At 65.9% G+C, this 15237-nt stretch carries 11 protein-coding genes; all 11 read right to left on the bottom strand.

The annotated features are described in order from the left end of the window. Positions 1–38 precede the first annotated feature (38 nt). The 11 genes from cas6e to hutU all read right to left on the bottom strand — a co-directional run bounded on the left by cas6e (position 39) and on the right by hutU (position 15232). Complete coding sequence (gene cas6e, locus HMPREF9153_RS04075; RefSeq protein ID WP_004809669.1) at positions 39–704, bottom strand: type I-E CRISPR-associated protein Cas6/Cse3/CasE; 666 nt, start codon at positions 702–704, stop codon at positions 39–41. Next, a complete protein-coding gene (gene cas5e, locus HMPREF9153_RS04070) occupies positions 704–1411 on the bottom strand; it encodes a type I-E CRISPR-associated protein Cas5/CasD (RefSeq protein ID WP_004809668.1) in 708 nt (235 codons plus the stop codon). Before cas5e ends, cas6e begins: the two co-directional genes overlap by 1 nt. Next, entirely contained in the window at positions 1408–2532 is a 1125-nt protein-coding gene (gene cas7e / locus HMPREF9153_RS04065) for a type I-E CRISPR-associated protein Cas7/Cse4/CasC (RefSeq protein ID WP_004809667.1), read from the bottom strand. The genes cas5e and cas7e overlap by 4 nt, the downstream gene beginning before the upstream one ends. Then, positions 2529–3158: a type I-E CRISPR-associated protein Cse2/CasB gene (gene casB / locus HMPREF9153_RS04060; RefSeq protein WP_004809666.1), complete on the bottom strand. Its 630-nt coding sequence runs from the start codon at positions 3156–3158 to the stop codon at positions 2529–2531. The genes cas7e and casB overlap by 4 nt, the downstream gene beginning before the upstream one ends. Beyond that, complete coding sequence (casA, locus tag HMPREF9153_RS04055) at positions 3158–4816, bottom strand: type I-E CRISPR-associated protein Cse1/CasA (protein WP_004809665.1); 1659 nt, start codon at positions 4814–4816, stop codon at positions 3158–3160. The genes casB and casA overlap by 1 nt, the downstream gene beginning before the upstream one ends. Further along, positions 4813–7635 (bottom strand): CRISPR-associated helicase Cas3', encoded by a 2823-nt coding sequence (cas3, locus tag HMPREF9153_RS04050; RefSeq protein WP_238993143.1) that lies wholly within the window; start codon positions 7633–7635, stop codon positions 4813–4815. The genes casA and cas3 overlap by 4 nt, the downstream gene beginning before the upstream one ends. A 194-nt stretch (positions 7636–7829) precedes the next feature. Next, the gene (gene hutH / locus HMPREF9153_RS04045; protein WP_004809663.1) at positions 7830–9365 is read right to left on the bottom strand and encodes a histidine ammonia-lyase; all 1536 of its coding nucleotides are present in this window, start codon (positions 9363–9365) and stop codon (positions 7830–7832) included. A gap of 134 nt (positions 9366–9499) precedes the next feature. After that, positions 9500–10690: an imidazolonepropionase gene (gene hutI / locus HMPREF9153_RS04040; protein ID WP_004809662.1), complete on the bottom strand. Its 1191-nt coding sequence runs from the start codon at positions 10688–10690 to the stop codon at positions 9500–9502. Then, positions 10687–12027, bottom strand: coding sequence for a formimidoylglutamate deiminase (locus tag HMPREF9153_RS04035; protein WP_004809661.1), 1341 nt, complete (start codon positions 12025–12027; stop codon positions 10687–10689). The genes hutI and HMPREF9153_RS04035 overlap by 4 nt, the downstream gene beginning before the upstream one ends. Continuing rightward, a complete protein-coding gene (locus tag HMPREF9153_RS04030) occupies positions 12024–13226 on the bottom strand; it encodes an allantoate amidohydrolase (RefSeq protein WP_004809660.1) in 1203 nt (400 codons plus the stop codon). The genes HMPREF9153_RS04035 and HMPREF9153_RS04030 overlap by 4 nt, the downstream gene beginning before the upstream one ends. Beyond that, the gene (hutU, locus tag HMPREF9153_RS04025; RefSeq protein WP_004809659.1) at positions 13226–15232 is read right to left on the bottom strand and encodes a urocanate hydratase; all 2007 of its coding nucleotides are present in this window, start codon (positions 15230–15232) and stop codon (positions 13226–13228) included. Before hutU ends, HMPREF9153_RS04030 begins: the two co-directional genes overlap by 1 nt. Between the last annotated feature and the right edge of the window lie 5 nt (positions 15233–15237).

The raw sequence follows: 15237 nt of genomic DNA, 5'->3' as shown, positions 1-15237 counted from the left end.
TCGGCAGGTCTCGCGCCCGGGATCGATTTGCCCATCGCTCAACTCACGACCGGTGCCAGAGTCATGAGGCCACAGCCGTATCCCTTGGCCGGACCAATCCCGCAGGTCAGTGCCACACGGGCGGCATCGGCGTCAGCCACATGGATGACGCCGTCCACCTGTGTCACCGCCAGTGTCACCATGGACCCCCGACGACGGAATCTCAGGACCTCCCGACGGGTCACGCGCGCGGACGGCGTCCCGTCGGGTGTGACGGGCACGGACAGTCCGTGGCCTTCGGCACGGCCGAGGAACCAGGCCAGTTGCTGCTCGGCCGTCACCTCTGCAACTCGCTGGCCGCGTGACCCGGCCGTCCTGCGCACTGCGGTCGTCGGGTTGACAGCGCACCTGAATCGCCAGGTTGAGCCGGATCGGAGGCCCTGCAGGAAGGGGTCGTAGTCAGCCGACCGACCCGAGACCCCCGTCGACCATCCAGCCTGCTCGTTGAGCACGGTGAGGTCAGGTCTCAGCGGGCTGACGATCATGAGTTTCGCCTCATGGGGAGTCGGCCCGCGATCCAGTCGCCACAGGGTTCGGCCGTCATCGGAAGCGGACTGACCAGGGGGAAACGAGCTCAGCACCGCGGCGTGGAGTCGCTCCGGAGATGCCAACAGACGCACGGCGTCGCGGCGGGCGACGTTGACGTCGAACTGGGTGAGAAACATCACGCTCCTTCCAGGCCCGCGAACCAGTCGGGCTCGTCGTTGCCGTCGGGGTTGTCGACGACAACAGCCGTCGAGGCGACGTCGCGCCACCCGTACTCGCGCCGCTCCGGGTTGAAGCTCAGCGGAAGGTCTCGGACGGTGTCGCCGAGCTGGCCGGGGGCGGCGTCGTAGGTGATGGGCAGGTACACCGAGCGGCCCAGGCGACGTCGATGCCAGGGCTTGGCATGCCACGGTTCGGTCTCCAAGGCAGCCAGCATCTCGTCGTCATGGATGCCCAAGGACACCTGTCCCTCCGTGGGACATGCGCGGCGGCCTAGGTACAGGGGGAACGCCGGTTCTCCAATGGCCTCGTCGAGTGCCTCGAGCAACGACCGATCTCCTTCGACTGCGGCGACGAAGACGGCGTCGGCCAGGTAGTAGCGGTTCGACAGAGGCATCGCGTGGATGCTGCCGTCCTTCTTGGGGTGCGCCCAGTCCATGGCCGTCTGGAAGTCACGGACGACCGAGCCGGACTGGTCGGTGCGTACGCCGAACCGAAGCGTGAGAAGGTCCTCGATGCTATCGGTACGACGTCGCCCCTGCGCCGCCGCCAGCAGCCCGATGACACCGGATTTCGTCGGTTCGCGGCGCGTCGCACGAGTCGTGAATCGGCTCGAGTCTCCCCAGGACTGCAAGGGCCCGGCGAGCCGCAACAGCAGGACGGTCACGATTGCGCTCGCAGGACGGTAGCGACCTGGTCTCGCACCGATGAGACGAGCTCGTCGATGGGCATGGCAGTGCCCATGTCGCTGACGGCCTCGGTACGCGTGCCGACCCGGGTGACGAAGGAGGCCACTGGTGCCCCGAGGAAGGCCTCCTCGCAGTCGTGCGCATAGCTGGCCAGCGCCTTGCACGATGCCTCGACGAAACCACCTGTGGTCGAGGTGATGGCGTCCTCGAACGCGCCGACGAAGCTGGCCGACCTGCCCTTGCGGATCTGGACGACGACGGCGTCGGGCAGGGTGTTGTTGGCGAAGGTGTTCTGCTTGCCGGTGGGCATCGACACGACGAACCCACGGACGAACGCGGCGGCGGCGTCGGCGGTGAGATCAACGTCTCCCAGGTTGTCCTCGAGGGTCGAAACAGCCACCGTGGCGAACCGGTAGAGGGTTTCGGAGGTGAACTCGACGGTTCCGATCATGCCGGCTCCGGCGTCGTCCTCATCGAGCTTGTAGTCGTCGACGGCGGTGAAGTAATCGGACTCGATCTCGACGGCATGGGTGCTCAGCGCGTGGGCGACCTGCACGGCCGAGTCGACGTTGAGGCACTTGGAATCGGCGACCATGCGACCGAACAACGCGACCTCGACCCCATGATCGGAATCGGCGGCCTTCTTGGCGTCGGAACTGGAGATCTTGCCCTCCGAGGTCGCCGCGAGCTGCGCCAGGCGATCGAGCTGCTGGTTGGAGTAGAAGACGAGGTACTGGGTGCGCTCGACGCCCTCGGGGCCCGAGCCTTCCTTCACTCGAGGTTTGTCGGCCTTGAGACCGAGCGCCTTGACGACCGCGAGGGCCTTCTGTCGAGCATCCTCCTGCGCCAGTCGGTAGGGATCGGCGGTGAGGCGGTTCATGAGCAGTTCGACGGCGCGCAGTGTCCGCGCGCCGGTCTGGGAAGCGGGCAGGAAGTCCTTGAAGGACGTTCGCACGGCCTTCTTCCATGCCTGTGAGCTGACCCGCGCCCGACGGACCCCGCCGTACAGAGCTGATTTCGGCGACCCGGTGTCGTCGCGGTTGACGTTGGACGGCGGGACGCTCTGAAGGACGTGGATGTCGACGTAGTACGAACTCATCGGGATTCTCCTTGGTCTGTGCTCTCGGTGGTGGTGGTTGGGGCGTCGGATGGGAGGTGGTGGAGCTGGCGTCCCCAGGACAGGAGGACGCGGTCGGATGCCGAGGTCTGCAATCGCCACAGGTCGGCGGCGAGTCGGCCGTAGTCGAGCGGGACGTCCTCGGATCGCATGAGAGTGACGAGCTCTCGGAGGTTTTCGAGGCGGATGGCCCACTGCTGGGCGCGGCACAGGTGCTGGAACCGGGAGACCGTGCCGGGGTCCCACTCGGTGCTCGTCGAGCGTCGCGCCGAGAGCATCCGAGCCGCCTGGCCCAATCCGATGCCGGTGGCGTGCATCGGCCCGGGCCGGGACTGCTGATGGATGGCGTAGAGGACGACGGCGGCGTGGACGGCTCGTTCGGCGTACGTCGCCGGCGATGCCCCGTGGCCCACCAGATCGTCCGGAAGGTGGCCCAGGGTCACCTCCCAGAGATTCGGGTCGGTTCCCGGGCGGGTCGCATCGGCATGGCGCAGGGCTGCCAGAGTCCGTACCGCCCACGGATCGCGCGGTGTGGCGAGATAGCCCCGCTGCAGGTGGTTGACGGCGCCAAGCGTCGCCGCGCTGACGTCATTCCATGGTTCTGGCATCACTGCTCCTTCGAGGATGACTTGGTGTCGCGTTGAGGATCGTCAGGTAGGGGGGCGCTGGCGCGCATCCGGGAGAGGAATCGCTGCCAGGCGCGGGCGAGGTCCATGAGGTCGTCTCGCTCGGTGTTGGGCACCGGGACCATGCGTCCGGTGAGGGCTGCCGACCCGGCGTCGCGGCAGAGCTGGAGGCCGACCTCGCACATGATCCGCCGAGCCGTGCGGCGCCATGCCAGAGTTGCGGCATCGACGTCGGTGGTACTCGTGAGGCGACTGAACCACTCTCGGTAGGCGGGATCGAGGGCGGAGAAACCGGCTTCGGCGGCTCGGGGGCGGACCCCCTCCGACTCATCGCCGGTCGCGGCAGCCAGATCGGAAGCGAGGTTCTGCAAGGCGAACACCAGGGACTCGGCGGTGTGCGCGCAATCGACGGCGAGCCGTCCCAGTTGCTCGTTGGCGATGACTGCCAAGGACGTCGGCAGGGAGTCGTCGATCGTCGTCGACACCACTGCGCTTTGCGATCCATATTCCATGCCGATGGTCCGCATGCGAATGAGATGATCGTCAGGCAGGGCGCCATCGCTGGTGAGGATTGCGAGTTGCTCGAGAATCTCTGGCCGTAGCCACGCCCTGTCGGGCTCTCCGGCCTTCTTCCTGCGCCTGTCTTCGGGTGATGGTTCGCGGGCCAGTAAAGGCTCCAGTCCTCGCCACATGGCCCTGGAGGAGTCGTGGCTGCGGGGCATGTAGACGATCTCCCCGGCCGCCTTCGTCTGGGGTGCGCTGAAGCGCCACGCGGTCGACGGGTCCTTGTGCAGCAAGTACTTCCATTCGACCTTGTCGCCGTTGCACAGCAGGACGTCGACGACGTGGTCCGCCTCGGCGATGAGACGCACCCGGCGGCTCTGCCAGGTGAAGAGATCGGCGCAGCCGGTGGGCACCGGGTGCTCGGCGTCGGGGGCTGCCGTCTGCGGTGGACGCTCCCAGACCGGGACATCGGTCTGCGGATCGTCCTCGAGGAAGAGATTGAGCAGGATCGTCTCGGCCAGACTGGTGCCTTCGATGACGACGATACCCATGGGACCACTGATGCCCGTCCCGATGGGGTACCCCTTGCCACCGTTGACACGCGGATCGCCGACGGCCCCGGATTTGATGCCCGAGATGTCGAAGGCCTGGGCGTGGACGAGCCACCGGGCGGCCTCCGCGTAACTCAATGACGCAATACCAGGCCCGTCCCTTGTCGTGAAGAACTTGTCGTTCGGGGGGACTTCGCTGATGATCTTGATCAGGCCTGAATACCCTCCTTTGCTGGTGTGCAGACCGGCGACTTGCATGAACGGAGCTTTGTCGTCAAAGAGGTTGAATCGATCGTGACAGCGGCCCAGGTAGTCGTCAATCTGCTGCAGCGGTAGTCCGGACTCCCACCACTGCGCCCAGTCGTCCACCTTTTCGTCGTCACTGCGGTACTCGGCGGTGGCCCGGATGGCGATGGCGAGGAGGAGGCGCAGGACGGCGGCCTCCTGGGTGGGGATTTCCCCGGCCAAGCCGCGAAGACTGCTCGCTTGATGGAAGGCGTCGTGGATCGACACCTCGATGACGACGTTGTCCGGACGTCGCACCGCGATCCATGGCTCGTCGATGAGGTTGAAGGCGCTCGTCATACCGGTGCTCCGTTCTGGGGAAGGGGCTCGACGATGAGCCCCTGATCGTGATCGTAGTGGAGTGGATGTCCCAACAATGTGGAATTGCCATGGGCATCGAGGACGAGGACGAGTTGTCCCCGAAGCCACGGGGATGTCTGCCATGAGCTGAGGTCGATCGGCGCGGCCTCCAGCTCGGCGATGGTCCTGTCGATGTCCCAAGGGTTCGACAGCGATCGGGGAAGGGTGACGGTGCACGATGCGACGGCCCGGGCCAGATCGCCGTCAGGGGCACCGAACAGCGGCAGCTCTGTTCCGGAGTATTCCCCGATGTCGTCGAGCAGCCGATGTCCGGAGTCGGATTGTTGGACGACAATGACCTCGATGGAATCCTCGGAGTCGCGCACCGACGCGTGGCCGCGGGTGTTCTCGGGATCGGAGGAAGCCATGTCGGTGAGCCCTTTCATGAGGCTCGATGCGCCGAATGGATCGGTCAGACGGAAGGCCATGGCGCGAGTCGCTGCCAACTGACGATTCGACCTGGCACCGAGTGCGGCTTTTTCTCCCCTGTCCGTCCAGGTGTGGGGCCAGGGGAAGGGCTCCTGATAGGCCTGTCGGACGAGTCGAGGGATGTCCCGCGGGATCGAGATCTCACCGGACGGCAGATCCTCGAGGATGGCCGCGGTGCGCATGAGGGCGTCCGGTTCGTAGACAAGGTCGATTCCACGGCCGAACCTCGGACCGTCGTCGTCCCAGCTGTCGACTCCGGTGACCAGACAGACGGCGTCACGAAGTCGGGGCGGACGCTCGCGGTCGTGTCGATGCAACCGGCCGATGCGCTGGAGGAGGAGGTCCATGGGCGCGATGTCGCTGACGAGCAGATCGAAGTCGACGTCGAGGGACTGCTCGAGCACCTGGGTGCCGACGACGACGATGCGATGAGGACGGGCCTGGCCAGAGCGTCCAAGACGCCTGACGAGGTCGGACTCCCGACGGGCACGCTGTGGCGCGACGAACCTGGAATGGACGAGGACGACCTCGCAGTCGAGACGCTGCCGGAGTACGTCGAAGGTCTCCTGGGCCCGTGCGACGGTGTCGCGGATGACCCCGACACAACCGCCCTCGGACATCTGCTCCTTGAGCCGAGCCGCGAGATCGTCAAGGGAGTCGGTCATCGTCTCGATGGTGATGCCGCGCGCCGGGGCCGTGACCGATGTGCCGCGTTGGATGACGTCGTCGGTGACGCAGGTCATGAGCGGGTACTCGTCCGAGGTGGGCAGCGCCATGGTGGCACGCTTTCCATGGCGTCCTCTGGCGTAGGCCAGAGCAAGTTCCTCGCGCTGGGCGGGCGGTAGGGTCGCGGACATGAGGATGACGGGCGTGCGGTAGGCGCCGAGCCACTCGAGGACGACTTTGAGGTACTCGCGCATGTAGACGTCAGCGGCGTGGACCTCGTCGATGATGACGACCTTGCTCGCCAGACCGAGGTGGCGCAGGACGACGTGCTTGGCCTTGAGTCCGGTGAACAACGCCTGGTCGATGGTGCCGATGACGTGATCGGCCAGGATCGCGCGTTTTCGGCCGAGGAACCACTCGTGGACGATCGCCGAGGCTTCGCGCTGTGAGGTGCCCTCGTCATAGACAGCCATCGACGCATTCCAGGGCATGAGCTGCTGGTAGTCCTCGTTGAGCCCGGCCTTCGAGTGGGCCAGTGTGATGCTCGATGGGTTGGTGGCCGGGACGGCGTCGAGCCACTCGCGCACGCGTCCGAACATGGGGTTGGACGTCGCCATCGTGGGTAGTCCGAAGAAGATGCCGCCCTGCCCGAACCTGCGGGCCAGCACCTGGGCGCACATGAGCGCGGCCTCGGTCTTGCCCTGACCCATGGGGGCCTCGATGACGAGCAACCCGGGGCTGGTCATGCTCGCCGCTGCCTCCACGGCCGCGCGCTGCATGGCATTGGGGGAGCCATGGGCCAGTGCGGGAAAGCTCCTCGCGAAGAGGTCGTCGGCAGTGTCCGGGCCGGTATCTGGCCGCCAGGGCCGAGGCAGACGGAGTCGAGCGATGGCTCTGCGGACGCGGTCCGGCGTCGGATCGGTGAGGTCGTAGGGGAAGAGGGATTCCGAGCTGGCGATCCAGTCGGCCATGATGACGAGGCCCTCGGAGAGAACCTGCACCTCGATCGGGATGGGAGAGCTCATCCAGTCGCCAAGAAACTGATCGGCTCCCGTGTGTGCGGCCATGGTGTCGATGACCTCGTCGCGGGTGGTCCTCCAGAGGTCGTCCTCCCTGGCCAATCCACTTCTCAACTCCTCGATGTCGCCCTCCGTCGGGTTCGTCCCGTGATGGCCCCCGATGATGGATGCAATGTTGCGGGCGCACCGACGTGCCCGTGGTGACTGGTGGCGGTAGCGGTCGAGCAACCAGGACTCGATGTGGATCTGGCCCACCGTGCCGTGAGGAATCGGGCGCTCGGGCGTCGGTATGACGAATCCCTGATGTTCCATCCGGTCGCACAGGTAGCTCGTCGACGTCCCGTTGCGGCGGGGAAATCGTGCCATGTGTGCGAAGTCGGCGCTGATCTTGCCGACGTCGTGTACGCCCGCCAGGAAGCATTCGAACGCCTGGGCGGCTTCCGCGCCGCCAAGACTGTCCGACAGCAGTGATCTGATGGATCTCGGTTGGAGTCTCCACACCTCGGGCATGACGCCGGCGGCGTCCTCCAGATGTTGGACGACGGGGAGCCAGTCGGCTTCCTCGTTCGTCTTCCCCCAGCAGGACCGTGCTGGGGGAAGACCACGTGTTGAGCATTGTCGCTTCCTCGCGTTTGGTGTTGGCATGCATAGTATCAGAAAAAATGAAGCTAACCTAACAAGTTAGGAATTAGATTTCAGTCACTTCAACCATGTCGATGTCAACCCCCGCAGCGGCGGGGAAGATGCCCCCGGTAGGGACGTCACGTAACCGAACAATGGCTCACCTCTGCATGGGCAGAGCACATCTCACGCTACCGGGGCCACAAACGCGGGAAAAGTCAGCCCATCTCCACCTTCTGTCGCACGACCTCGAGGAGCTCACCAGAAGCCACCAAGCGATGGGCCTCGTCGATTTCGGGGGAGAGGAAGCGGTCCGGTCCGGGGCCAGGGATCGTCTGACGCATCCGAGCAATGACGTCGGCTACCGGCTTCGACGGCTCCACACCCCGCATCTGAATAGCCTTGGCGGCGGTCAGGATCTCGATGCCAATGACGGCTCCCAGGCCGTCAATCCCGCGGCGCAGCTTGCGGGCCGCCGACCATCCCATCGAGACGTGGTCTTCCTGCATGGCCGACGTCGGGATGGAGTCCACCGACGCCGGGACGGCCAGCCGCTTCATCTCCGAGACGATGCCGGCCTGGGTGTATTGAGCAATCATGTGACCGGAGTCGACACCGGGATCCTCGGCTAGGAAGGGATGAAGGTCGCGGTTGCGTGCCGGATCGAGCATACGGTCAGTGCGGCGCTCGCTCATCGACGCGAGGTCGGCTGCGGCAATTGCCAGGAAATCGAGCACATATGCCACCGGTGCACCGTGGAAGTTACCGTTGGACTCCACGCGCATGTCGTCAGTGATGACCGGGTTGTCGACGGCCGAGGCCAACTCGACCGTCGCCACCTGAAGGGCGTGGGCCATGGTGTCGCGCACGGCTCCGTGAACCTGCGGGGCGCACCGCAGCGAATAGGCATCCTGGACGCGCTTGACGGCACCCTCCCGACCGGCCTGGATGAGGTCGGACCCCTCCAGCAGGGCGAGGATGTTGGCAGCTGAAACCCCCTGTCCGGGGTGGGGACGCAAGCTCTGCAGATCGGGGGCGAAAACTCGGTCGATGCCGCAGAGAGCCTGGACGGTCATGGCGGTGGCCAGGTCAGCCGTCGGGACGAGGACGTCGAGGTCGGCGAGGGCCATGATCAGCTGGCCGAGCATACCGTCGGTCCCGTTGATGAGGGCCAGCCCCTCCTTCTCACGCAGCGCGATCGGGGTCAGCCCGGCCTGGGCAAGACCGGTGGCGGCGTCGACCTCACCACCGTCGGGGGTCAGGACAGTCCCTTCCCCGGTGAGGACGAGGGCACAGTGGGCCAACGGGGCGAGGTCGCCCGAACACCCAAGGGACCCGTATTCCCCGACGATCGGCACCAGCCCAGAGTTGAGCAGGTCAGCGTAGGCAGTGACGACCTCCGGGCGCACTCCGGTGTGGCCAGATGCCATGGTCTTGAGACGCAGAGTCATCATGGCGCGGATGACTTCGGTCTCCACCCGTGGCCCGGTCGAGGCGGCGTGGGAACGGATAAGGGAGTGTTGCAGGGCCACGCGATGGTCACGGGGCACTCGGGTAGAGGCTAGCGCGCCGAAGCCCGTGGAGATCCCGTAATGAGGGGCAGGGTCGTCGGCCAGACTCTCAACGAGGTCGGAGGCTCGCTTCACCCGCTCCATCGCGTCGTCTCCGACCGTCACCTGGGCCCCTGACCGGGCGATGGCGATGATGTCGTGGGGAGTGAGTGGGGCACCGACGTCAATGGTGGCTGGATTCATGGTCGTCACTTCCTTGTCGTGAGTGCCACGGTGTCGTGGCGATCGCGTGTATTTGGGTATGTCTTCTGGGCCGTCGCCATGACTGACCCCGTGTCGAGCACGAAGGGGATCAGGAGCGACGGTGGTCGTGCCGGTCAACCGTCGAGTCTCAGCCGTGGTTGGGTCAACGTGAGCAGTCGTCCGCCCCGGCAGACCTTGTCGATGAGAGGGACTCCTGGGCGGTACATAAGGTGCAGCCACGACGGGGCCGCCAAACCCACCAGATCCGCACGGGCTCCCGGCTTGATGACGCCGACGTCGTCGCGTTGCAGGGCTGCCGCACCTCCTGCCGTCGCCGCCCAGAGAGCCTGCTCGGGCGTCATGCCCATCTCCCGCACCGCGATGGCAAGGCAGAACGGCATGGACGAGGTGAAGGCGGTTCCGGGGTTGCAGTCAGTGGCCAGAGCCACCGTCACCCCGGCGTCGAGAAGACGTCTGGCGTCGGGGTAGGGCTGTTTGGTGCTGAACTCGGCGGCCGGGAGCAGGGTAGCCACAGTGTCGGTGGCCTTCATGGCGTCGATGTCCTCATCGCTCAAAAACGTGCAGTGGTCTACTGAAGCCAGACCCAGCTCGCAGGCCTGCGGAATGACCTCGGAGGGCCCCAACTGAGCGGCATGGAGACGAAGCCCCAACCCGGCATCCTTGCCTGCGTGCAGGATCTCCATGGTTTGGTCGGGGTCGAAGGCGCCGGTCTCGCAGAAGGCGTCTATCCAGCGCACATAGGGACGTACGGCTTGCAGCATCTCCCCGCACACCAGACGGACGTACTCGTCCGGCTCGTACTCGGGTCCGACGACGTGGGCGCCCAGGAAGGTCACCTCGTCGGTGTGAGAACTGGCCACTCGCGCCAGCTTGACCTCCGTCTCGACGTCGAGCCCGTACCCCGTCTTGGCCTCAACAGTCGTCGTTCCACCGAGCGCCATTTCGTCGAGGATCCCGGTCATGACAGCATCGAGCAGCCCGACGGACGCCTCCCGGGTGCGTCGAACGGTGCGCAGGATCCCGCCGGCCTCGTATTTCTGACCGTTCATCCGCGCGTCGAACTCGTCACTACGATCCCCCGCGAAGACCGGATGGCTGTGGGAATCGACGAAACCGGGGATGATGCAGGCTCCCGTCATGTCGGCCTGGTAATCGGCTGCGGGAGCCTCGGCACAGCGCCCCACCCAGACGATTCGATCTCCGTCGATGACGACGGCTGCGTCACGGATCTGTCCGAGGCCATCACCGCTGACGGATGGATCGTTGGTGACCAGCAGACCGATGTTGTTGATGACGACGCTCACGAGTCACGACCTCTCAGCTCGTCCAGTACATGGCGCAGATCCTCGGCGGTGGCGTCGTCGCGTCGGATCCACTCGCCCGCGATGATGGTGGCGGTGACGTCCTCGGCGGTTGCCGCCAGCGGCCAGCGTGTCGGGTCCACCCCGGCCAAGCGAGCCGACGACGGATCGACGACGACGACGTCAGCAGGATCACCCACGCTCAGCCCGGCGAGGTCGGGAGCGGGTGTGGAAACCCGGTGCGGGCGTGGTCCCGCTGTCGGGCGCAGGCTCTCCACCCCGTATCGAAAACCGACCTTCCACAGGGAGTCGCAGCCGACGACCCCTCGGGTCCCGGTGGCCAGCCGAGCGGTGGACTCGAGCAGGCGCAACTCGGCGAAGGGGTCGGTGACGACGTCCTCGTCGGTGCCGATCGTCAGACGCACCTCGGCGTCGAGCAGATCCTTGACCGGCGCGATGCCGTCACCCAGATCGGCCTCGGTGGTCGGGCACAGCGAGACGATGGTGTCCGTGCGAGCAATCATGGCGATGTCGTCGTCGCTCAGGTGCGTGGCATGGACGACGGTGGTGCGATCGGAGAGCACTCCGGCACGTTCCAGGACGGCGGTGGGCGTCAGCCCGTGGGCGGCCAGACACTCCTCGTTCTCACGGGGCTGCTCGGAGACATGGACGTGGATCGGGGTGCGGTCCGGCAAGCCCGAGACAGCTGTGGCCATCTCGTCAGGGCTGACGGCTCGCACCGAGTGCAGGGCCGCTCCCGGCGTCACCAGGGGGGAATCCGGCAGGGCGTCAGTGAGAGCATGCCAGCGCTCCAACCATCCCTTGACGCTGCCGTCACCAAACCTCGTCTGGTCCTCACCGAGTGGAGCTCCCGGTCCGGCGTGCAGGTAGCAGGTGTCGAGCAGGGTGATCCGGATACCCACGTCGATGGCGGCGTTGACCAGGGCCAATTCCATGTCGTGGTGCGGGTAGGGAGTGCCGTCGGGCCGGTGGTGGACGTAGTGGAACTCGCCCACGCTGGTGTACCCGGCAGCCACCATCTCGGCGAAGGCCGCTCGTGCCAGGCGGTGGTAGGAGTCCGGGTCGAGGCGGTTGGCCAGCCGGTACATCTCGGTCCGCCAGGACCAGAAGTCCTCCCCCTCCCCGGCTCCTCGCAGCCCGCGGTGGAAGACGTGGGAGTGCGTATTGGCGAATCCCGGGACAGCGACGCCGCTGAAGCTGTGGCGATCTTGCTGGGCGTCAACCGTGACTTCGGTGATGACGCCGGCATCACTCGAAACGCGCACATTGTGCGCAACCCGCCCCTCGACGAGAGCCTTCGGGAAGAACCACTCACTCACTTGACCAGCTCCTCCAACACGGCCCGCAGAGCCTCCGCTCCCGCCTCGCAGTCCTCGTCGCTGGCTGATTCGGCCGGGCAGTGGGACGCTCCGGTGGGATTGCGGACGAAGAGCATCCCGGTGGGCATCGTCGCGGCCAAGGTGGCAGCGTCGTGACCCGCTCCCGTCGACAGTTGCGGGGTCTCCTCACCGAGGACCTGCAGCATCCGATGACGCAGGTCGTCGTCGAAGGCGGTGCGGTCGGTCCATGACTCACGGGCCCAGACGACCTGGCACCCCTGCTTGTCAGCAGCCTCTGCTGAGATCTTCTGGATCTCCTCGACGACTTTGGTGACGGTGTCGGGATCCTCGGCTCGGCAGTCCAGCCACATCGTCGTGGTCGAGGCGATGACATTCGTCCCGCCTGGCTCGACGTTGATCCGCCCAACCGTCGTCACGCAGCCCTCCCGCTCAGCGGCCTCGCGGGACGCCAGAATGGTTTCGGCCACTGGGATGACGGGGTCGTGGCGATCGGGGATGAGGGTGGTCCCGGCATGGTTCCCCTGCCCGGTGAATTCGGCACGCCAGCGACCGTGCGGCCGCACCGCCGTGGCAATCGCGACCGGGTGGCCGAGGTCAGCCAGCCCGCGCCCTTGCTCGACGTGCAACTCGATGAAGCAGGAGGCATCGAGCAGGACATCGTCAGGCTCGATGAGATCAGGATCCAGGCCGGCCTCCCGCCAGGCGTCCGGCAGACTCTGTCCGTCCCGGGCGACGAGCCTGCGGGCGTCGTCCTTGCTGAGCTTGCCCGAGGCCAAGCGTGACCCCAGACAGGGCATGCCGAATCGTGCGCCCTCCTCGTCAGCCATGGCGACGACGGCAAAGGGTTTCGACGGCTCGACCCCGGCTTCCTTCATCTTCGCCACGGCCACGAGGGAGGAGACGACGCCGAGCGGCCCGTCATAGGCGCCGCCGCCAGGAACTGAGTCCAGGTGGGACCCCGTCAGGACGGCCTCCGGGCCCGGCATTCCCCACCAAGCCCAGATGTTGGCATTCATGTCCGTGACGATCGTCAGAGCCAACTCGGTGGCCTTCGCGACGAACCATTCCCGCAAGGCCACCTCGTCAGGGCGAAAGCAGAACCGCGAGTAGGACCCGTCTTCGTTGCGTCCGATCCCGGCGATCTCGTCGAGCAGGGCTGCCGCTGTCCAGGTCGTCATCACTTCACCAATCCGTCGATGAGGGCGTCATCGACCAGGTAGGGCAGGGTGATCTGGGCGTCGTCGTGTTCCTGGTTGAACTCGGTGGCCGTCTCGATGGAGTGGTCGTTGCGGGCCCAGCCGCGTCGGGCCACACCGCACATGACGTCCCACAGCAAGGAGCTGCGGATGACGGCGTCGACCCGCTCGGAACCATCCAGGACCAGCCCGAACCCGCCGTTGATGGCATTGCCGATGCCGGTTCCTCCGCCGTTGTGCAAGGTCACCAGGCTCATGCCGCGAGCGGCATTGCCAGCGAAGCACTGGGTGGCCATGTCCGCCATGACGTTGGACCCGTCCTTGATGTTCGCGGTCTCGCGGAAGGGGGAGTCGGTGCCCGAGACGTCATGGTGATCCCGCCCGAGCATGACCGGTCCGATCTCGCCGTTGCGCACCATCTCGTTGAATCGCAACGCGATGTCCCTACGGCCCTTGGCGTCCTGGTAGAGGATGCGCGCCTGGGTGCCGACGACGAGGTCGTTGGCCTCGGCGTCCCGGATCCAGATGTAGTTGTCGCGATCCTGGCCGCGGCGATTCGGGTCGATGCAGTCCATGGCGGCATGGTCGGTGGCGATGAGGTCCTCGTGCTTGCCGGAAAGACAGACCCAGCGGAAGGGGCCGTAACCGTAGTCGAAGAGCTCGGGTCCCATGATGTCCTCGACGTAGGAGGGCCAGATGAACCCATTTCGGGAGTCCCCGTCCTTGGCGATCTCGGTCACCCCGGACTCGAAGACGGTCGCCATGAAGGCATTGCCGTAGTCGAAGAAGTAGGTGCCACGCTCGGTGAGGGTGCGGATGAGTTCGAAATGCTTGCGCAGGGTCTTGTCGACGCGGCGGGCGTACTCGTCACGGTCACGGGCCAGCAGCTCGGTGCGCTCCTCGAAGGTCAGGCCCTGCGGGCAGTAGCCGCCGTCATAGGCGGCATGGCAGGAGGTCTGGTCGGACAGCAGCGGGATGTCGATGTCGTTGTCAACGGCGTACTGCAGCAGATCGACGATGTTGCCGTGGTAGGCGATCGAGATCGGGGTGCGCTCGTCGATGTGCTTTTTGGCCAGGGCGAACACCTCGTCGAGATCCTCGGAGACGTGACCCACCCAGCCCTGGTCGAGACGGGTCTGGATGCGCGACATGTCGACCTCGGCGATGATTCCGACGGCGTGGGCGATCTCGGCAGCCTTGGGTTGGGCCCCGGACATTCCGCCCAGTCCCGACGACACGAAGAGCACTCCTGAGAGGTCACCGTCAGCGGGGATCCCGAGACGGATGCGCCCGGCGTTGAGGATGGTGTTGAAGGTGCCGTGGACGATGCCCTGCGGGCCGATGTACATCCAGCCGCCGGCAGTCATCTGGCCGTAGTTGGCGACTCCCATCTCCTCACAGATCTCCCAGTCCCTCTGGTTGTCGAAGTGGCCGACCATGAGGGAATTGGTGATGATGACGCGGGGTGACTCCGGGCGGGAAGGAAACAGTCCAAGCGGGTGGCCGCTCATGACGACCAAGGTGGTGTCCTCGGTGAGCTGGGCGAGGTATTTCTTGATGAGTCGGTACTGCAGCCAGTTCTGGCAGACGCTGCCGGTTTCGCCATAGGTGACGAGCTCGTAGGGGTAGAGGGCGACGTCGAAGTCGAGGTTGTTGTCGATCTGCACTTGGAAGGCCTTGCCCTCGGTGCAGCGGCCCTCGTACTCGTCGATCGGACGGCCCTTGAGGTGACCAGCCGGACGCCAGCGGTAGGCGTAGATGCGGCCGAAGGTGCGAAGTTCCTCGAGGAACTCGGGTGCGGCCTTCTCGTGCAGTTCCGGGGGAAGGTAACGCAGGGCATTGCGCAGCGCGATCTTGGTCTGATCAGGGGTGAGGTGGAATCCACGTGAGGGTGCTCGTCGTATGCCGGGCCGGAAGACCGGGTCGGGTGGGAACTCGGCGTCGAGCTTGATCGTCATGGCTGCGGCAGTGCTGCTGTTGTCGTACATCGGTG

Origin of the sequence: Cutibacterium avidum ATCC 25577, assembly GCF_000227295.1 — a bacterium.
Taxonomy (GTDB): domain Bacteria; phylum Actinomycetota; class Actinomycetes; order Propionibacteriales; family Propionibacteriaceae; genus Cutibacterium; species Cutibacterium avidum.
Note: the sequence above shows the minus strand (reverse complement) of the source record. Positions and strands in the feature narration are given on the sequence as shown.